This window comes from Vibrio sp. Evd11 (assembly GCF_900382755.1).
Taxonomy (GTDB): Bacteria; Pseudomonadota; Gammaproteobacteria; order Enterobacterales; family Vibrionaceae; genus Vibrio; species Vibrio lentus.
Window position 1 is genome coordinate 86,026 of the sequence record NZ_OSDX01000010.1, and the last position, 21,473, is coordinate 107,498.

Annotated in this window: 16 protein-coding genes, 1 pseudogene and 1 riboswitch; of the genes and pseudogenes, 4 read left to right on the top strand and 13 right to left on the bottom strand. The window is 43.5% G+C overall.

The window, feature by feature from the left end; genetic code table 11:
- Nucleotides 1-14: 14 nt before the first annotated feature.
- The 12 genes and pseudogenes from ED652_RS06765 to ED652_RS06820 form a co-directional block, all read right to left on the bottom strand.
- Nucleotides 15-590 (bottom strand): prepilin-type N-terminal cleavage/methylation domain-containing protein, encoded by a 576-nt coding sequence (locus ED652_RS06765; RefSeq protein ID WP_122053990.1) that lies wholly within the window; start codon nucleotides 588-590, stop codon nucleotides 15-17.
- Between the two features lie 77 nt (nucleotides 591-667).
- On the bottom strand, nucleotides 668-1,123 hold the full coding sequence (locus tag ED652_RS06770; protein WP_122053991.1) for an MSHA biogenesis protein MshF: 456 nt from the start codon (nucleotides 1,121-1,123) through the stop codon (nucleotides 668-670).
- A gap of 3 nt (nucleotides 1,124-1,126) precedes the next feature.
- Nucleotides 1,127-2,350, bottom strand: a complete 1,224-nt coding sequence (locus tag ED652_RS06775; RefSeq protein WP_122053993.1) for a type II secretion system F family protein — start codon at nucleotides 2,348-2,350, stop codon at nucleotides 1,127-1,129.
- Between the two features lie 50 nt (nucleotides 2,351-2,400).
- A pseudogene (locus tag ED652_RS06780) lies at nucleotides 2,401-4,122 on the bottom strand (GspE/PulE family protein); the annotation flags it as partial.
- Complete coding sequence (locus tag ED652_RS06785; RefSeq protein ID WP_122053995.1) at nucleotides 4,112-5,272, bottom strand: lipopolysaccharide assembly protein LapB; 1,161 nt, start codon at nucleotides 5,270-5,272, stop codon at nucleotides 4,112-4,114. The gene ED652_RS06785 and the pseudogene ED652_RS06780, both read right to left, overlap by 11 nt.
- A 2-nt stretch (nucleotides 5,273-5,274) precedes the next feature.
- Nucleotides 5,275-6,114: an ExeA family protein gene (locus ED652_RS06790; RefSeq protein WP_122053997.1), complete on the bottom strand. Its 840-nt coding sequence runs from the start codon at nucleotides 6,112-6,114 to the stop codon at nucleotides 5,275-5,277.
- Nucleotides 6,115-6,161: 47 nt separating this feature from the next.
- On the bottom strand, nucleotides 6,162-7,811 hold the full coding sequence (mshL, locus tag ED652_RS06795) for a pilus (MSHA type) biogenesis protein MshL (RefSeq protein WP_122053999.1): 1,650 nt from the start codon (nucleotides 7,809-7,811) through the stop codon (nucleotides 6,162-6,164).
- Between the two features lie 15 nt (nucleotides 7,812-7,826).
- Entirely contained in the window at nucleotides 7,827-8,159 is a 333-nt protein-coding gene (locus ED652_RS06800) for an MSHA biogenesis protein MshK (protein WP_122054001.1), read from the bottom strand.
- Entirely contained in the window at nucleotides 8,152-8,799 is a 648-nt protein-coding gene (gene pilO, locus ED652_RS06805; protein ID WP_122054002.1) for a type 4a pilus biogenesis protein PilO, read from the bottom strand. Before pilO ends, ED652_RS06800 begins: the two co-directional genes overlap by 8 nt.
- Complete coding sequence (locus tag ED652_RS06810) at nucleotides 8,799-10,241, bottom strand: MSHA biogenesis protein MshI (protein ID WP_122054004.1); 1,443 nt, start codon at nucleotides 10,239-10,241, stop codon at nucleotides 8,799-8,801. The genes pilO and ED652_RS06810 overlap by 1 nt, the downstream gene beginning before the upstream one ends.
- 2 nt (nucleotides 10,242-10,243) lie before the next feature.
- Nucleotides 10,244-12,259 (bottom strand): RNase E specificity factor CsrD, encoded by a 2,016-nt coding sequence (gene csrD / locus ED652_RS06815; RefSeq protein ID WP_122054005.1) that lies wholly within the window; start codon nucleotides 12,257-12,259, stop codon nucleotides 10,244-10,246.
- A 161-nt stretch (nucleotides 12,260-12,420) separates the two neighbouring features.
- Nucleotides 12,421-12,987 carry a single-stranded DNA-binding protein gene (locus ED652_RS06820; protein ID WP_122054007.1) on the bottom strand — a complete coding sequence of 189 codons (567 nt, stop codon included), beginning with the start codon at nucleotides 12,985-12,987 and terminating at the stop codon, nucleotides 12,421-12,423.
- A 278-nt stretch (nucleotides 12,988-13,265) separates the two neighbouring features.
- On the opposite strand from ED652_RS06820, the gene ED652_RS06825 reads away from it, so the two are divergent.
- The 4 genes from ED652_RS06825 to ED652_RS06840 all read left to right on the top strand — a co-directional run bounded on the left by ED652_RS06825 (nucleotide 13,266) and on the right by ED652_RS06840 (nucleotide 19,856).
- Entirely contained in the window at nucleotides 13,266-13,913 is a 648-nt protein-coding gene (locus ED652_RS06825; RefSeq protein WP_065105522.1) for a LuxR C-terminal-related transcriptional regulator, read from the top strand.
- A gap of 157 nt (nucleotides 13,914-14,070) precedes the next feature.
- The gene (galU, locus tag ED652_RS06830) at nucleotides 14,071-14,943 is read left to right on the top strand and encodes a UTP--glucose-1-phosphate uridylyltransferase GalU (protein ID WP_004735975.1); all 873 of its coding nucleotides are present in this window, start codon (nucleotides 14,071-14,073) and stop codon (nucleotides 14,941-14,943) included.
- Nucleotides 14,944-15,164: 221 nt separating this feature from the next.
- The gene (gene uvrA / locus ED652_RS06835; protein ID WP_122054009.1) at nucleotides 15,165-17,996 is read left to right on the top strand and encodes an excinuclease ABC subunit UvrA; all 2,832 of its coding nucleotides are present in this window, start codon (nucleotides 15,165-15,167) and stop codon (nucleotides 17,994-17,996) included.
- 96 nt (nucleotides 17,997-18,092) lie between these two features.
- Complete coding sequence (locus tag ED652_RS06840; RefSeq protein WP_122054010.1) at nucleotides 18,093-19,856, top strand: PglL family O-oligosaccharyltransferase; 1,764 nt, start codon at nucleotides 18,093-18,095, stop codon at nucleotides 19,854-19,856.
- 104 nt (nucleotides 19,857-19,960) lie between these two features.
- Here the strand turns inward: ED652_RS06840 and ED652_RS06845 are convergent, their stop codons facing one another.
- Nucleotides 19,961-21,100 (bottom strand): alanine--glyoxylate aminotransferase family protein, encoded by a 1,140-nt coding sequence (locus ED652_RS06845; RefSeq protein ID WP_122054012.1) that lies wholly within the window; start codon nucleotides 21,098-21,100, stop codon nucleotides 19,961-19,963.
- 176 nt (nucleotides 21,101-21,276) lie between these two features.
- Nucleotides 21,277-21,454: riboswitch (Lysine riboswitch) on the top strand.
- Nucleotides 21,455-21,473 lie beyond the last annotated feature (19 nt).

The following is a 21,473-nucleotide window of genomic DNA, read 5'->3' on the forward strand; positions in this document are numbered from 1 at the left end:
AATGTTACGCAGATTTACTGCAAAGTTACGGTCACACGACCCGTTTTAAGTTCGTAAACAAATTGGTGCGCCGTATTACCTTCAAGTTGAATGTAAGTACACGTGGCATCACCGGAATTTGCTTGCGCAGAATATTTAAAATTTGAATCGCTATCAATAGCATTAACCGCCGCCACTTGCGGTGGGTTTTGCAGCAAGTTCAGCATCAGTTCAGTACAGGTTTGATCTGAAATATCTTGTGGCGCGCTGCCGGTATTGTCATTCAGGGTCCATGGGTAACCATCTCGAAAACCAGTATCCACATTATTGCTTCTTTTTGAACGAGTTAGCCAAAAGTCAACACCATCATAGTCTATGGTATTGTATGTTTCACCACCGATCGTCTCTGATGGTCGTGCTTTTGCTTCCCATTGCGCTCTTGCAGACAAAACGGCGGTCGCAAAACCACCAGCGACACCTTCAATGCTTGCTTTTTTGGCTTCGTCCGTCACATCTAAGAAGCGAGGCAAGGCAGCTACCGCTAATAAACCCACAACAACAATGACTATAACCAACTCAACTAAGGAAAAACCCCTTTGATTTTTAAGCATTTTATACCTACTGTCTAATTACTATCACGCATTATACATTTGCAAACGTATAACACAAAAAAATAGTGTCAATATTTTCACAAAGCCAAAATATTGGCTTTCACGCTGAATCTTTCTTGTTTGAGTAATACATCTATTTGATATTTATCGCTGTAATGATAAACGCAGTGAAACTGCGTATTATCACTTCTATCTTCTATTGTTGGAGAGCTTAACCCGAAAATACTCTCTTGAGGGTACAGTTGGTCTAGCCAGTATCGACAGTCCCGCTTCGAGCCGTAAACGGGACTAATCCAACCCGTTCGGCTATAACTTTTGAGCGGCTCCAAATCGTGACTAGGCTCTGTGGCCGATAACAAATAGTGTTGTTTAAACAGATTGGCTTGCTCTAAGATTCGCTTACTTGCCACAATCAATGCTGTGTTCGTCGCTTGTTCTTCTACCGTTTTAAATGCCGATAGTAACCCAACAACCAGCGCAAGAATAACCGTACTCCAAACAACAAAACGTGAGCGATGTAGGTTATTTAGCATCCTCTAGCCTCTGATTGCATCCAACATTCCCCACATCGGTAAGAAAATACCTAATGCTAAAATCAAGACCATGCCAGCAACAACAACCAACAGGATTGGTTCGATTCTCGCTGTTAAGGTTTTCAAATCATAATCGACTTCTCGATCATAATAATCAGCCACCTCAAGCAACAGTTCATCAATGCGACCCGTCTCTTCGCCGACTGAGATCATTTGTATCACCAGTGGTGTGAAAATATCGCTATTGACCGCTGTTGATGAAACCGTACTACCGGCTTCAATGGCTGATTTCATGGCCTGAACTCGCAGCTCTAAAAAACGGTTGTCTAAAGCCTCAGCCGATAACGCTAATGACTGGTTGAGTGGCACACCCGCTTTTAACATTAATGCAAAAGTACGAGAGAAACGAGACAACAGCGCTCGGTTAAGCACACCACCTATAATGGGCATTTTTAAACGTATCCGATCCCAACGTTCAAGCCCCTTGTCTGTTTTGACCCAGGCTTTAAATCCAAACATCAAACCGAAGATCACCCCAAGCATTAAGCCCCAGTAGTTGACGAAGAACTCGGACATGCCAATCAATATACGAGTGGGTAAAGGGAGCTCAACACCAAAGCGAGTAAACATAGTGGTAAACTGCGGGATCACTTTTACATTGAGAATAAACATCGCGATCAAAATAAAAGTAATCACGAAAGTGGGATACCGCATCGCCGTTTTTATTCTCTTACGAGTCTCGACTTCTTGTTCGTAGTAACCCGCTAGCTGCAGTAAAGCTTGATCTAAACGACCTGTATTTTCACCTACACCTATCATCGACACAAACAAAGGGCTGAACACGTTAGGGTGCATTTGCATCGATGCCGATAATGCCCGGCCGTTTGTTAGTTCAGCGACGACGTCTTCTAAAGCGGCTTTCAACTGCTTATTTTCACAGTTTTGTGTTAGGCCTTTCATCGATCTTAATAAAGGCACGCCCGCTTTAGTTAAGCTATACAACTGTCGGCAAAACAGCACTAACACCTCAAGAGGGACACTCGGAGAAAATAGGCTGGACAAATCCACGTCGACTATAGAACTACCACCTTTTCCTAACTTGATAGAGGTAGGAATAATCCCCTTATTCATCAGACTATCGGCGGCAAGATCTTCACTATTCGCATTTAATAGGCCCGTTACTTGGCTGCCATCAGCGTTGCGGCCTACGTAGCGGTATGTGGGCATGGTGCGCCATCCTTAGGAATCTGAGAAGGCTGATCTGATGCCAATGCCTTAAGATAGATGGGTTCCGTTGTTCCTGAAGCATCGCCTTCGCCGAGGTACATTATCTCATCGAGACTCACAACACCTTGCACGGCAAGCTCCATCGCAGAAGCCAGTAACGGTTTGTAATGTTCAGATTGTCTGGCCAATTGAGCAAAACCAACGGCGTTATTGGTTCTGAGTGCATCCATCATCCCTTGATCTAACTCTAACATTTCGAACACACCAATCCGTCCATGATATCCCGTGAAGTTGCAATTCTGGCAACCCGATCCTCTGCTGAATGGTACGTCGACTTGATAAGGAAAACGGACACTCAGCCACTGTTTACGCGCTTCGTCTAATTCGTCCTCAACTTTACAATCGGAACATACTTTGCGAACCAGTCGTTGTGCAACGACCGCTCTCACAGCACTAGCCACCAAATAACCTGGTGCGCCCATATCCATCATACGCAGCGCACTGTCTATAGCATCGTTTGTATGGAGCGTACTCAACACTAGGTGACCGGTTAAGGCCGCTCTCAGACCAATTTCAACGGTTTCATGATCGCGCATTTCACCAATGAGGATAACATCGGGATCTTGACGCAAAAAGGTTCTCAAAATAGTAGAAAAATTGAGATCAATTTTAGGGTTAACTTGAACTTGGTTGATACGTGGCAGGCGATATTCAACAGGGTCTTCGACTGTGATGATCTTTCTTCCTGGTTGGTTCAACTCGCTCAAAGCACCATATAGCGTGGTCGTTTTACCCGATCCAGTCGGTCCGGTAACTAAAATCATACCGTGAGGGCGACGCAATTGCTGACGAAGACGAACAAGCAAGTCAATGGGAATACCTGATGCCTCTAATTCACGTAAACCTGCCGATTGATTAAGGAGACGCATCACCACAGATTCACCATGCTGCACTGGCATGGTTGACATACGAATATCAACCGATTGTTCTTTCACACGAATATTAAAGCGGCCATCCTGAGGGAGGCGCTTCTCCGATATGTCGAGACTTGCCATCAATTTCAAGCGAAGTACAAGCGCAGAAGCTATATTAACTTCATTCAACAACGTTTCATGTAACACACCATCAATACGCTGGCGAATACGTAACACATTTGAATCAGGTTCAATATGGATATCGGAGGCCCCGACTTGAACCGCATCTTCAAACAAAGAGTTAATGAGTTTAACAACCGTGACTTCCTGGCTGTCCTCATCGGCAATATTAAAATCAAAAGCGTCATTGACTTGGTGTTCGGCATGCAGTTGCTCAGCAAAAGAAGCAATCTCTTGAGTTCTTCGATAATAGCGATCAAAACAATCAACCAGTTGCTTTTCTGGAGCAATAACGAACTCCAGAGTATACTGACCTAATTGTCTGAGCAGCGATTCTTGTGCGAACAGATCTGCGGGATCACTCATCGCAACTCTCAATATGTCACCTTGACGTCCAAGAACTAAAGCACGGAGGCGACGAGCATGTACCTCAGGTAACAACTGTACAGATTCTACATCAACATTAGCTCGGCTTAGATCAATAAGAGGAATTCCGAGCTGCTGAGACAAAAAGCTCAGCATTTGTTGTTCTGACAAGAAACCAAGCTCTATCAGCGCGTCACCAAGCTTACGCCCAGTGCTCTTTTGAGAGACAAGAGCTTGTTCGACTTCAGCCTCAGTGATAATGCCTTCTTCGACAAGCAAATCACCAAGCCTTTTTCTTAATCTAATTTGCATCGCCACTCTCCTCTAAAGCATTGAGTATTTTTAACCGGTCACGTACAAAATTTTGTGATTGGGATGATATGCCAACTCTGGTTAAGGCACTTTGATATGACGCTTTAGCTGCCGTTAAATCAAGCTGGCGTTCTTGTTGAATAGCTAAGCCTAACCACCAACGAGCGTTATCTGAATCGACCTCTACCAACTTTTGGTAGCTTTCCAATGCCACTTCTTCTAGCTGAGAATTTTGACTCAACGCGGCACGCATTGCCAAATAATCTTGGCTAGGGTTCGGGGGCAAGTATATTAACGGACTTAAAGCCGCTTCTGATTGATTCGCTTTAATCAACAGCTTTGATAGCCCTAAACGTAGTTTTTCACTGTTAATATTGAGTTTAATACCCGACTGAAACAATTCATACGCTTTACGAGTGTCGCCTTTCCCGAAATAGAGAATCGCGAGCTTTTGACGGACATCTTCATCTCTTGCTGTGTAACGCAGAGCTTCTGTGTAGCCTTTCAGAGCACCAGTAAGATCATTTGCATCAAGCGCCTTCTGAGCTCGTCCTTGTGCATTCGTTGATAATTGTTCAGGTGTTAGCTCAACTTGCTCGATCAGCATGCGACTATGTTCTGAAACATCAGAGGCTCCATGCTCATTAGAGATAGGCGTGGGATCTTTTTTTGCCACACTAGCAACGTAAATCGGTTGAGTAATTTCAGTATTAACCGTTTTAGGCGTGCTTAGAGGTTTAGCTAGTGTTTGCTGCTTTGTCGTTTTTGGGGAAGATATTACAACGGATTCGGAAACACTAGGCTTAGCTTGAACGCTTTTTACCGTCACTGTGTTTTCTGTTGAAAGGGTCGAAGAGTCTAGTGTCACCAATTTCTTAGTTGGTGATGAGATAGGTTGAACGGCTTCCTGAATGCTATTTGAATCATCAACGACAGAAACTTGAACCTGTAAATCTCGTGTTGAGATTGACTGCTCAATCACTGGACCTTGCGATATCGCCCAGCCTCCCATCGCTAAACTCAAAGTAAAACTCGCAACAACCCAAACTAGGGGGGAACGCGTTTTTACTTTAGGTACGACTACCGCTTCAAAAGAAGTCGCTGATTTTTTCTTTGCCAATTCAGACAAGGCATTGTTAATAACGCTCATAATTAATTCCAACCCCACAGTATTGGCGTTTTAAATTTTGGCTTACACACATCGTAGGTATCATGCATGGCTGAAAACAGATGCTGGTTGTCGATATTATTTTTATCTTCACTAAACGAAAGCAGTAAAGCCTTGTGGCATAGCTGATTTATCAACCTTGGGATACCGAGTGAAGAACGACAAATCGCCTTTTTTTGATTCAAGCTAAACAGTTCAGTATTACCGCCAGACTTCGTAATCCGGTTATCAATGTAAGCCACAGCCTCATCAAGAGTTAGTGCTCTCAATGTTGAACTAAAGGTGATTCTTTGACGAAATTGTCTTAGGTGATAAGCCTCTAATCGAGCGTCTAATTCAGGCTGCCCGAATAATACTATCTGAAGTAACTTCTTGTCTTCAGTTTCCAGATTACCGAACAGCCTCAATGTCTCTAACGCTTCATCGGAGAGAGCTTGCGCCTCATCTATAATCGCAACCACTCTTAAGCCTGAGCGATGTAACTCAATCAGCTTATGTTGAATGTTATCCACTAGCGTAACTTCGTTCTCAATATTCAGATCAAGCTCTTTCGCAACAGCATGACGTAAGTCAGCCCCTGAAAGCACTGGATTTGGCAAATATATTAAAGCGGTACAATCTTTTAGATGATTAACCAACATCCGGCAAACCATAGTCTTGCCGGTGCCGACCTCTCCAGTCACCTTGATGACGCCCTCTCCCATCTCTAACGCCGAAATAACCGTTTGAATCGCCTCAAAATGCGGGGCTAATCCGTAAAAAAAGTCGGTATTTGGTGTTAAGGTAAAAGGCAGCTGTTCAAAACCAAAATGAGCTTGGTACATTAATTCATCCAGCTTAGTGAAACACTGCAAATCTAGAAGGTAAGTATTTATTCTTCATCTGGAAACCACTGCTGAAGCAAATCACGAGAGCGTTCTAATTCAGACTGCCAAGTATTAACCCCTACTATCGTGGGTTTTAATAAGATCACGAGCTCTGTTTTTTGCGTCAACTGGCTTGTATTGCGGAATAAATAGCCTAAACCTGGGATATCACCCAAAAATGGAACTTTTGAGGTCATGTCTGTAGTGTGTGATTTCATGAGTCCACCAATCACCACCACATCCCCATCTTGCGCACGAATCACGGAATCCGATTCACGAATCGAGCTCTTTGCAAGTGGAAGTGACACTAGGCCGGTGGTGGATCCTAAGTTCAGCTCTTTAACTTCTTCATTAACCTCTATAACTGCCGGATGAACATGTAAGAAGACATTGCCTTTGTCATCAATCTGGGGCGTTACATCTAAAGAAATACCAGAGAAAAATGGGGTTAACTCTACTTCAGGAGCAACATTCGCGTTATCTCCACTGCCAACAGCACTTGATAAATCTGTTACGTAGTATTCATCCGTTCCTACTTTAATCACCGCTTTCTGGTTGTTTGAAGCGGTAACTCTTGGACTAGAGAGCACATTAAGGTCACCTTGTGTACCCATAAAGCTCAGGACTGCCTCAAAGCTACCACCAGAAACGACAAGATTTGACTGTCCACCGAGCGCAGCACTGATGGGGTCGGCACCAGGTAAGGCTCCAGGAATAATTGCACCTGCTGCATCTTTAACAATTGAGCCCATGCCGATTGTATAGTTAGTGCCATTCGACGAAAACATCTTGGTCCAGTTAATACCCTGCTGATAGCCATCACTCAAAGTCACTTCCATGATCTTCGCTTCCAAGATAACTTGGCGTTGTAAACGCTTCTGCGATATTCCTAAAAACTCTCGAACCTCACGAATTTCATCAGGGAAAGCGCGCACTGTAATCACACTCGCCTGAGGAGTAACCACAACACTTTGACCATCTCCAGAACCAATTAGGTGCGCAACCGCCGCTTCAAGTTGTGGCCAAAAATCACTTTCAGATGTGGTTTCAATCTCTGTGCCACCGTTCGAGGTCGAATTTGAATTATTTGAAGAATTGGATGAATTGGATTCGGAGCTCGATGAACTGTTGTCTGAATTAGAGATCGTACCCGTTGTTATCGTGGTCAATGAGCGACCTGAGCGCTTCACTTGTAAATAATCGACCGGGATGGTGACCGTACGAAGACCTGCAGGGTATACCTGAATCACTTTGCCACGCTTTTCAATATCATAGCCATACATATCCTGAGCCACAGCCAACACTTCATCTAACGTTACATCCGTTAAGTTCAGCGTAAGCTTTCCAGATACACTTGGATGAATCGCCGCGCTGTATTCTGTACCTTTCACTAAGCTAGCAAAAAAGGTTCTCGCTTCTACCCCTTTTGCCTGAATACGAAAACGCTGAACCGTTTCCATACCTGAAGACAGAGGGTCAGTATTAAGCTGAGGCATCAGGTCATCTTGTACCGACGAAGGTAGATCATGAAGCGCTTTACTATTGGATTCATTAATTGATTCGTTTAAAGACTCTTTTATCTCAACAGGGTCACGATGCCCCATCGAACAGCCTACTAAAGATGATATTAGGATTGATACTACAAGTTTACGCATGTCTTCACTCTAACCTTAATTATTCTTAACATCTAAAGAGAACATCTCTAATTTCCACTGCTTAGAGCTTCTCTGCAGAGTGACGTATTCTGGATCTATATTCTTAACTCGGTACCCTCTTATCGTCTCTCCTTGGCCAAGGATTTTGCCATTTAAAATGGCATAGCATGGCATATCCGCTTTGCACACGATACTTTCTAAAGAAGGTAAGCGATAACGAGTTGGCGCCTTTTTAGCTGACGCTGTTTTTTGTTGAGGTGAAAGCCAATCTAATGGCGCCGTTGGATCTTGCTCAGCCCACACAACGGAACTGCTAAACAGCAAGGACAATAAAAGAGTTCTAACCACCGATAAATTCCTGTCTAGTGCCTAATGTGTAAACCTCGAACACTAGTCGAGCTTTAGGATATTCTTCTACTGAGTATTCTAATGTGCGCCAGTAGTAGCTCACAGGAAGTGACTCAAGCGCTTGAAGGTACGCTAGGATATCAAAGTAACTGCCTGTCAACTCCATTCTAACAGGGTGAAGAAAGTAACCAGAGTATTCACTGGTCTCTTGTTTGTTAGAGATCGCTTCTGGCTTTAGTGACTCTAGCGCCTCTAACTTCAGTCCGTTACCTGCATTAAGAACGCTCTCCAATAACTGCGACATTTGAGAAGGCGTGATCAGCCTCTCAACAATCTTTGAAAGCTGAAGTGAAAGCTCTTGGCTCTCCACTAGCAGCTTTTTATACTCTCGGCTAACCTCTTTGTCAGGGTCTTTGTTCAATTGGGCTTGCAAAACAAGCAGTTCACCTTGCTGTCTCTGATTTGATTGGTTCAGGCTAGTCATCTTGGCATTTTTAGCTTGAAGGTCGAGGTACGCTGGCTCAACCAACAAGGTGAACAACAACATAAATAGACCAACAAAACCACACACGAAAAGTAGCCATTTTTCTCGATGACTAAATGCAAGAAACTTATCGCTAAGTTGATTCCACTTCAGCATTACTTACTCTCCCTGCGAGTACTTAACTCAAACGTCACCACATCCTGATCATTACGACCAATTTTAAGTTTTTCAAAAGCACGCCCCACTAAATTCAACTCACTTTTAAACTGACCAACCCAGTTAGGAATAACATTTGCGTTACGAGCTAAGCCACTAAGATCTAAGATATCGTGAGTCATATAGATGTGTGAAAGAGAGATGTCATTTCGGCCTAATTTAGCTAAGGAACTCATGACGCCAGAATACCCGACTTGTTGTGATTCGTCGTATTGTCCGACCGCCTTCAACGCCTCTTTTTTAGCCTCAGTCTCACGTTTGAGACGCTTAACGGCCGCCGCTTTCTCTGGAGACGGTTTATGCTGAGTTAACTTATTGTTCAATTGGTCAACTTGATTATTAAGCTGATTTGATTCATGTTGCAAAACCGTTATATCACCATCTAAATTAGAAGACTGATACTGCATCACAAAGTACCCACCAAGTAGCAATACACAAACCAGCCCCCAACTCGCAACAACATTTTTCAGAGTAAAATATTCTTTTTTAGGTTTGAGATGTTCAGGGTAAAGATTGACTTTAAAAGTATCTTTTTTGGCCGCGAGTTTAACCAACAAACTCTCCGAATTATCACGTTCACCTTCAACCAATATTGAAACTGCCGAACTCAATGTGTTGTTTAAAGCGCTTTGCAGTTCAGCCTCATCTTCCTCATCACAACAGATTTTTAGCTGATGAAGCTGAGTACCTTTGAACTGAGAGGAAAGGTAATCAATAGAACGCTGAAGCTCCAAGGCAAGGGCGTCTAATTGCAGACCACTAGAAGCAGCACCCGTTAAAGGTGGAATAACACTTCGAATCGTTCTTTGAAAACAAATGGTATTTTCAACAAACGCACCAAGTTTGAAGTGCGTGTTAGGGCTGCGTTGCAAAAGGATAAAGTTAGAGAGCTCATCAGTACTATACCCCCAGATTTCATCCTCTGGAACCACACCTATCAGCTCAACTTGCGCCGAGCTAGTAATATTCACCAGCTTATCTAACAGTATTTTTGGTAAAACATACACTTGTAGCTTATTCGACATGGGCAAAGCTACAGCACTCGCGGTAATTTCAGTGGCTCTCTCTGAAACAAGATCCTTAATCAAAAATGGCAGCGCAACAGACCATTCACTCTCTGGAATACCTGGGTTCTCAATTTGATAAGTTTGATAGAAATTAGCACAGATAATCAACTGAAGGCTATTACTGGCAAACGCCTCACTGCTAAGCGATTTTTTTAGTACACTTTCCCAGCCCCCATTAATCACAGGAATACACGTGACTTGAGGCTCTAGATCTCCCGATGAAATATAAACGGCGTCATTACCCAATAGGACAACTTGGGAACTACCTTTAATATTTGTTGGCTTTATTTTTTCTAAAATCGCTTTAAAATTCATTTTTAACTACTACTCTTACGCCATCGATTTCTTCGACCAACTTTTACAACAGATTCCGCTCTCACAGCCTTTTCATTTTGGTTAGGCAAAGGGATGATTTGTTGTTCGTCGTCAAAATATCTTCCTTGATAACCGTTAATGCCTAACTCTATCAAGGTATTCTTTTCTTGTTTTGTCTCAACTCCAACGGCAATGACTTGAGTTGGGGAATCTCCGCATGTACCGATCAAACTTCGAACAAACAGTTGGTTCTCATGCCTTTTATCGATTTTCTTTGTGAGGCTTCTATGAAGTTTAATATAATTAACCTTCAAATCCTTTATATAATGAGTGCTAACAATCGTTCGTCCTGCTTGGCAAACCACCACTTTACACCCTAAACCTCGCAACATTTTTGCCACAGGTCTCATATAATCAAGATGAGCAATCAGGTGCCCTTCCTTAAACTCAAAAGCAAGCTGAGATCGATGCTGAGAAGAGAGCTGTAATAACTCACTCCTAAACCACTTAAAATGATGTTTACTTGCAAATGGGGTTACATTTAGATTCACCGAATAATGGGTAGGCCGACCAGACTCTTTCAGCGATTTTAGCAAAATATTTAAAACCGATTTATCCATCCGCGCTTGATACCCCACCTGTTCGACGGCTGGCATAAATCGAGACGATTTCAATAAACCTTTATCTGGATCGTGAATTCTAGTAAATATTTCTCTATTAAATTCATAAACTTGACCAGATTCCCGTAAAAGGTAACATCGCTGAGCAAAGATCACTAAATTCTCAGGAAGCAGAGCTTTATCAAGTAGAGTTCTCCAACGCACACTGCCCCTATGAAGCTCATTTTTGCTCTCTTTAGGATAACGGCTCCAGTTATTAATACGCTCTAACTGGGCACTCTTTAATGCGGTTTCCGTTTCATCCATGATTTGACTATGACGCTCACCTTCGGTGTACATGGTCACGCCGATATGGCACCAATTATCCGACTCTAAAGGCTCTGGTGGTGTTAGCTTATCAAGTTGTCTTAAACACTGGGCAGCCAGCGTCGCAATATCTTTAACACCTTGATGTGGGATAAATACAGCAAAATCCGCGTCATAATAGCGAGAAAACATAACATCAGGGTAGTGCTGAACAATATTCGACAAAACTTTACCTACTTCAACAATAAAGCCGTCGGTGATTTGCTTATCATTGGCATCACGTACCTGTTCCCACTCGTCGATACGCACTAGTAACACACCACCTCGAGTTCCGCTTTCTTGCAATGCCGATTCAAGCTTGTTATCAAATAGAACTCGATTTGCCGTCCCCGTGAGTTTATCTAGAAAAGTATAGGTACGAATAAAGGTATCAAAGCGACTTCGTTCCTGGCGAGCGTCTTGTAGCTCGTCAATCAATACATCTAAAGCTTCACTTGCGGTATATGGCCACTCTCGCTCATCTCCTTTTGCATGTGCTTCCACCTGCCCGGCTAAAATCATTCTTCCGCGCTCTTCCAAGATCTCAGAGCCCATTAATTGCTCTTTCAACCAACGAACACCGCAAGCAAGGCAGAAAAGAACCAGTGCGACTGCCAAAGTAATTGACAACATAGCTTCTATTGAATAGCTGAAGCCAATATAGGGGGGAAGCGCTTTAAACTCGATTCGATAACCTTCATTGCGCTCTAAAACGAAGCTTTTCTCATAAAGGCGACTGGGGGCAATTTGTGGGGAGGTGTCTTTGAAACGATAAACGATACCAGTCTTGTTCGAGAGTTTCATCTCAACAATATTGCTCGCCTGCAACATCTTAGGCATCCAACGCTGCATGGAATACGCGGCATCTGGGTCTTCCATTTCCTTATCTACAACATCAACAATACCAACCAAATAATGGTCCAAATACTCCTGCCCAATACGTTTAAAGGAAAGCGTACCACCAATAAAAAGAATGAACATCGCACTGATAACTATAACAGTGACAAATGCGATCAATCGAGTGCTCAATTTTAGTGTGGGGGTATATCTCATAAATAAAGAAATCCTTTTCAACTCACAAGTTGTCGTATTACCACTGATACAATAAATGGACGTTGTAAATAAATCGTTAAGAATTCTAGGTAGCAAAAAGCCGCGATGGACGCGGCTTCCTCCGACTTAAGACTGTCTTTATAATATATTAAAAACAATCCCTAAAATGGGATGTCATCATCAAAATCCATTGGTGGCTCATTATATTGAGGTTGAGCCTGCTGAGGAGCTTGTTGTTGAGGCGCTTGTTGTTGAGGCGCTTTTTGCGGTTGAGCAGGAGCGCTGTATTGTTGCTGTTGTGGCTGCTGTGGTTGACCCCAGCTACCTTGCTGTTGGTTGTTACCCATACCACCTTGAGCAGGAGCGCCGCCTTGGGCACGGCCACCAAGCATTTGCATCACACCATTGAAGCCTTGAACAACTACTTCTGTTGTGTAGCGATCTTGACCGCTTTGATCTTGCCATTTACGCGTTTGAAGTTGACCTTCAATGTAAACTTGAGAACCTTTACGTAGGTACTCACCAGCAACTTCCGCCAGCTTGCCAAACAAAGCAACACGGTGCCATTCTGTTTTTTCACGCTGTTCGCCAGTTGCTTTGTCACGCCATGACTCTGACGTTGCAATGGTAATGTTCGCTACTGCGCCGCCATTTGGCATGTAACGAATTTCAGGGTCATTACCTAGGTTACCCACTAATATAACTTTGTTAACTCCACGGCTAGCCATGATTTGCTCCGTCTAAATTCATAGTCTCAGAAAATTTTAGCGCACAAGAATAGCATGCTTTTCTGCAGTGATAAATCGCATTCCTATTCTCGCCTCACTACAAAGAATAAAAACGTAACAAATCATGATATTCAGATCGATGTTGCTTTTTTCTCCACTTACAAACCTCTCATTTACTTTCCAAGTTGATATTCAACGCAAGTCACAAGAAACGCTCTAGAGAAGCGAAAGCATGCATGACAACGTGAAATCTAAACCCAGCTCAACAAGGAGTTTCAATGAGAAAATCTCGATATGCTCGCACTTTGCATTTTATTTGCATCGATCCGAGTAACACCTATTTGCATGTTAAAGAGATTGAAAAGTTTCTATCTCTAACCCTTTTCAAGATGACACCAGATGATCTAATGTTATTTGACCGAAAGCAGAGTAATCGAATTTTGCTCGTTGATTACAAAGAGGTACCTCAATTAACGAACCTTCATCCAAATCTACCCGTGATGTGGAAAAACCATGAGATCATTCTATTCAACGTCCCCAAGGCACTGCCTACATCGGAGTTAATTACGTTTGGCGTATTAAAAGGTCTGTTTTACAACACTGAAGAGAAAGCCAAAATAGCGAAGGGACTTGAAGAGGTGATCAATGGAGACAATTGGCTACCTAGAAAGGTGGCAAGCCAATTGCTGTTCTACTATCGAAACATCGTGAGCACCAATACAACCCCCACCAATGTTGACTTAACCATTAGAGAGCTGCAAGTCATTCGTTGTCTTCAATCAGGCTCGTCAAATACACAGATAGCCGATGACTTGTTTATTAGCGAGTTCACGGTCAAATCTCACCTCTATCAAATATTTCGTAAGTTAGCCGTTAAAAATAGAGTCCAAGCCATCGCATGGGCTAACCAGAACCTGCTTGCATAATTGATCGGCCTCTTAAACTGACGATAATTTTGAGGAAAACTCTAGTGAACCATACGGATTGTTGCTGAATTTTTGACATTACTTATGCTAGAGTTGCCCTCAGAAATATCAACCACCTAGGTTGAATCCATAATTATTATAGATAAAGGGTCTTATCATGATCAAAAAGTGCCTTTTCCCGGCAGCTGGCTACGGTACTCGCTTCTTACCTGCAACCAAGTCAATGCCGAAAGAAATGATGCCCGTTGTAAACAAACCTCTGATTGAATACGGCGTTGAAGAAGCAATTGAAGCCGGTATGGATGGAATGTGCATCGTGACTGGCCGTGGTAAGCATTCATTGATGGACCACTTTGATAAGAACTACGAGCTTGAGCACCAGATCAGCGGCACCAATAAAGAAGATTTACTGATCAATATTCGTGAGACGATTGAAGCAGCAAACTTCACCTACATTCGTCAACGCGAAATGAAAGGTCTAGGTCATGCTATCTTGACTGGTCGTGAGCTTGTGGGTGATGAACCTTTTGCCGTTGTGCTTGCTGATGACCTTTGTGTGAACGAACAACAAGGCGTACTGGCTCAAATGGTTGCGCTATACAAACAGTTCCGTTGCTCAATCGTTGCAGTACAAGAAGTGCCTGAAAACGAAACACATAAATACGGTGTTATTTCGGGCGAGATGATCAAAGACGATCTTTTCCGTGTCGATGACATGGTAGAAAAGCCAGAACCAGGTACTGCTCCAAGCAACCTAGCGATCATTGGCCGTTATATTCTGACTCCAGATATCTTTGAGCTTATCGAGCAGACTGAACCAGGTAAAGGTGGTGAAATCCAGATCACTGATGCATTGCTAAAACAAGCAAAAGCAGGCTGTGTGTTGGCTTATAAATTTAAAGGCCAACGTTTTGACTGCGGTAGTGTTGAAGGCTATATCGAAGCAACAAACTACTGCTTTGAAAACCTATACAAAAAAGATCAGCAACAAATCGAGCTAGGTAAGCACTCAACAACAAAAGAAGCTTAATCGCTAATTTTGGCTTACTCGCTGTTTAGCTATTAAGTTATTTAATTATTTAGTTATTTAACTGATAGCAATGAACGGTTGGTTAGCAGCACATTAAATGATTCCAAGGGTGGCTCAAAAGAGTCGCCCTTTTTTATTACTGTTTTTTTATCCAGTAAAACTTTGCACAAATCTCACTCTATGTAATACTTTAGCCACTTAAAATTACATGGTCTGTTGAGATGGATAAAATAGAAATTAGAGGTGCTCGTACGCATAACCTCAAAGACATTAACCTAACCATACCTCGTGATAAGCTAACGGTTATCACTGGATTATCAGGTTCAGGAAAGTCGTCACTTGCGTTTGATACCCTCTACGCAGAAGGTCAACGTCGTTATGTTGAGTCTTTGTCGGCCTACGCTCGTCAATTTCTATCTCTCATGGAAAAGCCTGATGTCGACCACATCGAAGGTTTATCTCCAGCCATCTCCATCGAACAGAAATCAACTTCTCACAATCCTCGTTCAACGGTTGGCACCATCACTGAAGTCTATGATTACCTAAGACTACTTTATGCTCGTGTCGGTGAACCGCGCTGTCCTGATCACAATACCCCTCTTGCAGCACAAACCATCAGTCAAATGGTCGATAAAGTCTTAGAGCTACCGGCTGGTTCAAAGATGATGCTGTTGGCTCCGATAGTCAAAGAACGTAAGGGTGAACACGTTAAAACGCTTGAGAACCTAGCGGCTCAAGGCTTTATTCGTGCCCGTATTGATGGTGAGACCTGTGATTTATCCGATCCTCCCACATTGGAGCTGCACAAGAAGCACACCATTGAAGTCGTGGTAGACAGATTCAAGGTTCGCCCTGACCTTCAACAGCGTTTAGCTGAATCGTTTGAGACAACATTAGAGCTCTCTGGTGGCATCGCCGTAGTCGGCTGGATGGATGATAAAGAACAAGAAGAGATCGTATTCTCTGCAAACTTCGCTTGTCCAAAATGTGGTTACAGCATGCAAGAGCTTGAGCCTCGCCTGTTCTCATTCAATAACCCGGCAGGTGCTTGTGGTACGTGTGATGGACTTGGGGTTCAACAGTATTTTGACCCAAGCAGAGTGATTTTAGATGAGAACCTAAGTATTGCTGAAGGTGCGATTAAAGGCTGGGATCAGAAAAATTATTACTATTTCCAAATGCTGACATCGCTGTCAGATCATTATGGTTTTGACCTTTATGCGCCATTTAATTCTCTACCAAAGAAAACCCAAGAAATCATCCTCAAGGGTTCAGGTAGAACTGAAGTCGAATTCAAATACATCAATGATCGTGGTGATATTCGAGTCAAGCGTCACCCATTTGAAGGTATTTTAAATACGCTGGAACGCCGTTACCGCGATACTGAATCTAGCGCGGTGCGTGAAGATCTTGCCAAGTACATATCAACGAAATCATGTTCTAGCTGTGATGGTACGCGCTTAAGATTAGAAGCTCGAAATGTCTTTATTGGCGATACCACACTGCCAGAAATCGTTCAGCTCAGTATTGCTGATGCGCTAGAGTTTTTCCAAAACTTATCGCTTAGCGGCCAGCGTGGGCAAATCGCTGATAAAGTGATGAAAGAGATCAATGATCGTCTGCACTTCTTGGTGAACGTGGGTTTGAATTACCTGAACTTATCACGCAGTGCAGAAACACTGTCTGGTGGTGAAGCGCAAAGGATTCGTCTCGCAAGTCAAATTGGTGCCGGTTTAGTTGGCGTTATGTATGTGCTGGATGAGCCATCGATTGGCCTCCACCAGCGTGATAATGAACGTCTACTGCAGACTCTGGTTCACCTAAGAGATTTAGGAAATACCGTGCTTGTTGTTGAGCATGACGAAGATGCGATTCGTTGCGCTGACCATGTTATCGATATCGGCCCTGGGGCTGGTGTTCATGGTGGTCACGTGGTCGCAGAAGGCACCATGAAAGACATCATCGAAAATCCGAATTCTTTAACTGGGCAATACCTGAGTGGCGCCAAAGAAATTGCGATACCAAAACAAAGAACACCTATCGACAAGAAAAAGGTCGTCGAGATCGTTGGCGCAACGGGGAACAACCTAAAGAATGTCACTGCGACGATCCCTGTAGGCTTGTTCAGCTGTATTACGGGGGTATCGGGGTCAGGTAAATCTACACTAATCAATGACACCTTCTTTAAAGTTGCCCACACTCAATTAAACGGTGCAACAACCGCAGTTCCAGCGCAGCACAAAAAGATAAAAGGCTTAGAGCATTTCGACAAAGTGATCGATATTGATCAAAGCCCTATCGGTCGCACCCCTAGATCAAACCCTGCAACCTACACTGGTATTTTCACGCCAATTCGTGAGTTATTTGCAGGTACCCAAGAATCACGATCTCGTGGCTACAAGCCAGGTCGATTCAGTTTTAACGTTCGTGGTGGTCGCTGTGAAGCGTGTCAGGGAGACGGTGTCATCAAAGTAGAGATGCATTTCTTGCCAGATGTGTATGTACCGTGTGATGTGTGTAAAGGTAAGCGTTATAACCGTGAGACTCTAGAGGTCCGCTACAAGGGTAAAACCATTGATGAAGTTCTAGAGATGACTGTCGAAGATGCTCGTGAATACTTCAACCCAGTGCCTGTTATTGCTCGTAAGCTGCAAACCCTAATAGATGTTGGCCTTTCCTACATTCGCCTCGGACAAGCAGCGACAACCTTATCTGGTGGTGAAGCGCAACGCGTTAAATTAGCGCGTGAATTGTCTAAAAGAGACACGGGGAAAACCTTATACATTCTCGATGAACCAACAACAGGCCTACATTTCCACGATATCCAGCAACTGTTAACGGTACTGCATAGATTACGTGATCACGGTAATACGGTTGTCGTGATTGAGCATAACCTAGACGTCGTCAAAACAGCGGACTGGATCCTAGATCTTGGCCCTGAAGGTGGTCAAGGAGGCGGTGAAATTGTTGCAGAAGGTACACCTGAAGATGTGGCGTTAGTCGAAGGTTCGCACACTGCTCGCTTCCTTAAGCCTATGTTAAATTTGAAGTAGGTGTAAAATAGCTCCCTGCGAGCAGACAGAAAAATGTTAAAGTAACAGAGCTTGTTTCAGAAGGAACAAGCTCTGTTTTTATAAGGTTAGGGATTTATGGCAACAATACATACTAGCGGTACCCAGCTAGAAAATCAGAGAACTCAGCTTCCGCTTAACAAGGCATTCCTTGCCTCTTTAGCTGTTGTATTCTTATTAGCCATGCATTTTTTCATGCCCAATCCTGGAGGCTCAGGCCTCGCTTTATCCTTTAATCCAACCACTTGGTTAGCTCTTAGCTTTACGTTGGCGATTGGCTTCTACCAGCTTGCCACTAACCGAGCACTCAAATATTCAAAGTTAACCGTTGGCTTGCTAATAAGTTGCGTGATACTGACGCTGCCCATTCTTTACAGCAACGCCTCTCCTCAAGCCGCATCAGGCCGACTACTGGGATTGTGGGCGGGCTTCGCTTTATTCGTGGTGCTTCAGCAATTTAAATTCAGTAACAAACACAAACAACGCATGTTGTGGTTCATTGTTCTTGCCGTCGTCCTACAAGCACTTTTTGGCTATGTGCAATATTTCTTACTCGAACCTGGCAACCTATTTGGTTACAACACTGCGGCCAATAGACCTTATGGGATATTCCAACAACCGAATGTTATGGCAAGCTTTCTTGCTACAGGTTTTGTGCTTTCAGCGTATCTTTTAGCAAGACAGCCCTCTAAATATAATCACAAAATTAGCGAGTCGTTCTTACTATACCTGACACCAACCTTAACCGTGCCCTTGCTGATCATCATTGCATCACGTACAGGATGGTTGGCTGCCGTAATCGGGTTTGTCTGCATTCTGCCTTACCTTTACAAGTTCTCGACCAAGAAACGCTTCTACGGATGGTGCGCATCAGTGGTAGTCGGTATCGTCGTCGCTTTTTCGGTGATCAGCCTCAGCGCAACTGATAGTTTCGCCAGTAAAAAAGCAAACTTAGAAAGTCCACGAGCTTATACCTTTCCACAAGCGCTCGATATGATGATCGAAAAGCCATTTACCGGTTATGGCTACGGAAAATTCGAATCCGAATACACGTTATACACAGCCCGCCAACATCAACTTAACTCAAATTATCATCCCGGCCTTCCCTCAATGGATCACCCACACAATGAGTTCCTGTTTTGGGGAGTAGAAGGCGGAATAGTACCTATCGTTGGAATTTTAATTGCCGCGGTGTTAGTCCTGTCACGTATAGCAAACTCAGCGAAGGGAACACGTCTAGCACTGCTCGCGCTATTTGTACCCATACTCTTGCACTCTCAGCTCGAGTATCCTTTTTATCATTCTGCGATTCACTGGATAACATTCATCATCTTGATTTACTGGGTAGATCAACGCTCTTCTCGGCACTATCAACAGCCGTTTAGTATCGTTAGTAAAACCCTGTTTAGAGTGTCTAGCTTGGTGGTTCCGATCTTGGTGAGTTTCTATATGTTGAGCGCGCTGCATACCAATTATGTGCTGACTCAATTTGAACTGTCTAAGCCGAAAAACCCGGACATTCTTAAGCAGGTAACGAATCCCGTAGTTTGGAAAGATCGCTATGATTGGGATGTATACAGCACATATCTAAATATTGGCCTCTACAAAGCTGATCCTAGCCTGATCCAGCCTTATATAGATTGGTCGTTAGAGATCATAAAGAGTAAGCCAAGGCCTGCTTTCTACAGCAACCTGATTCTCGCGTATCAAGGATTAGGCGATCACAGCAAGGCAGAACAAATTCGTAGTGAAGCGAGCTTCTTGTTCCCAAATCGAGACTTTTCAAAGGTTCAGTATAAGAAGATATCAGAAGCAGAAAACAACATTTCTTCAGCTAAATGATGCCAAGGAATCTAGAATCATTTTGCTGTAATGACGTTTAGCCTAGACACAAAAAAGCGCACGATCTCTCGTGCGCTTTTCTTTTGAACTTCAGTTTATAGCTACTATTTTAGAACGTCTTGTAACGCTTTTAAGCACAAAGCGACATTCTCTTTTCGAGCGCCATAACCCATTAAACCAATACGCCAAGCCTTCCCAGCTAAACAGCCAAGGCCAGCACCGATTTCAAGGTTATATTCTTCTAGAAGTTGTGTTCTGATTTTGGCTTCATCAATCCCTTCAGGGAAGTAAAGCGCATTCAATTGAGGTAGGCGACTCTCTTCATCAACCACAAATTTTAATCCTAAAGCTTCTACGCCAGCTTTGAGTTCTTGGTGCATCGCATAGTGACGTGACCAAGCATTGTCTAGGCCTTCATTTTTCAATAAAACCAACGACTCATGCAAAGCATATAAGCTGTTCACCGGCGCCGTGTGATGATAACTACGCTTGCCTTCTCCACTCCAGTAACCCAGTACTAAGCTTTGATCTAGGAACCAGCTTTGTACTGGTGTTTGACGCGCCTTCATCTTCTCAACCGCACGTTGAGAGAAAGTCACTGGAGACAGGCCAGGAACGCAAGATAGACACTTTTGACTACCTGAATACACCGCATCGAGTTGCCATTCATCAACCAACAATGGCACACCACCTAATGATGTCACCGCATCCACAATCGATAATGCATCAAATTGACGAGCGACTGCGGAAATCGCTTGAGCATCCGATAACGCGCCAGTAGACGTTTCTGCATGCACAAATGCGACAGCAACAGCATCAGGGTTTTCTGCCAATGCCTTTTCTACCTTTTCCACAGAGACGGGTTTACCCCACTCGTCATCAACAAGGATCGCTTCACCACCACAACGCACAACATTTTCTCGCATACGTTCACCGAAAACACCGTTGCGACAAACAATCACCTTCTCGCCAGGCTCAATCAAGTTAACAAAACACGTTTCCATACCCGCACTGCCTGGAGCAGAAACGGCAATCGTAAACTCATTCTCTGTTTGGAATGCATACTTAAGAAGTTGTTTCAATTCATCCATCATCGCGATAAACAACGGATCGAGGTGACCAATGGTTGGGCGGCTCAAGGCCTGTAGAACTTGAGGCGAAATGTCTGAGGGCCCCGGTCCCATTAACGTTCGGTGCGGCGGATAAAAGCTATCAATAGCAGTAGTGAGTGTTAAATTAGACATGTACATCCCTTACGTTAATGTTGTGAACAATCCACCCTAAAGCAAATTGATTACCTCAGCAATTAGCCATAAGTATTGAGGTCACACCAGTGTCACATAATTGTTAAAATTATTTTTTAAATATCTCCAGTTACGGATTGACATTGTTACCGCAAACACGTTCAATGAAATGGCTATCTAGCAGAAGAGGAGCACTGCCCAGGCAGATGTTTTGTGGAACCGCATTTCCAATACAAAACATTAAGGGGGAGCAGTGCCGAGATAATAAAAGGATGCAGGACCTTTATTATCGGTTGAGCGGGCTGAATCCCGGCAACTGTCGCCATTTCTATATGGTGAAGAGCTTCTGAGGTTACTATTCTAATAATTCCTC

Excerpts from the sequence above, each read along its gene's own strand:
- ED652_RS06765 (WP_122053990.1), bottom strand. The coding sequence starts at position 590 with ATGCTTAAAAATCAAAGGGGTTTTTCCTTAGTTGAGTTGGTTATAGTC.
- ED652_RS06770 (WP_122053991.1), bottom strand. The coding sequence starts at position 1,123 with ATGCTAAATAACCTACATCGCTCACGTTTTGTTGTTTGGAGTACGGTT.
- ED652_RS06775 (WP_122053993.1), bottom strand. The coding sequence starts at position 2,350 with ATGCCCACATACCGCTACGTAGGCCGCAACGCTGATGGCAGCCAAGTA.
- ED652_RS06785 (WP_122053995.1), bottom strand. The coding sequence starts at position 5,272 with ATGAGCGTTATTAACAATGCCTTGTCTGAATTGGCAAAGAAAAAATCA.
- ED652_RS06790 (WP_122053997.1), bottom strand. The coding sequence starts at position 6,114 with ATGTACCAAGCTCATTTTGGTTTTGAACAGCTGCCTTTTACCTTAACA.
- mshL (WP_122053999.1), bottom strand. The coding sequence starts at position 7,811 with ATGCGTAAACTTGTAGTATCAATCCTAATATCATCTTTAGTAGGCTGT.
- pilO (WP_122054002.1), bottom strand. The coding sequence starts at position 8,799 with ATGCTGAAGTGGAATCAACTTAGCGATAAGTTTCTTGCATTTAGTCAT.
- ED652_RS06810 (WP_122054004.1), bottom strand. The coding sequence starts at position 10,241 with ATGAATTTTAAAGCGATTTTAGAAAAAATAAAGCCAACAAATATTAAA.
- csrD (WP_122054005.1), bottom strand. The coding sequence starts at position 12,259 with ATGAGATATACCCCCACACTAAAATTGAGCACTCGATTGATCGCATTT.
- ED652_RS06820 (WP_122054007.1), bottom strand. The coding sequence starts at position 12,987 with ATGGCTAGCCGTGGAGTTAACAAAGTTATATTAGTGGGTAACCTAGGT.
- ED652_RS06825 (WP_065105522.1), top strand. The coding sequence starts at position 13,266 with ATGAGAAAATCTCGATATGCTCGCACTTTGCATTTTATTTGCATCGAT.
- galU (WP_004735975.1), top strand. The coding sequence starts at position 14,071 with ATGATCAAAAAGTGCCTTTTCCCGGCAGCTGGCTACGGTACTCGCTTC.
- uvrA (WP_122054009.1), top strand. The coding sequence starts at position 15,165 with ATGGATAAAATAGAAATTAGAGGTGCTCGTACGCATAACCTCAAAGAC.
- ED652_RS06840 (WP_122054010.1), top strand. The coding sequence starts at position 18,093 with ATGGCAACAATACATACTAGCGGTACCCAGCTAGAAAATCAGAGAACT.
- ED652_RS06845 (WP_122054012.1), bottom strand. The coding sequence starts at position 21,100 with ATGTCTAATTTAACACTCACTACTGCTATTGATAGCTTTTATCCGCCG.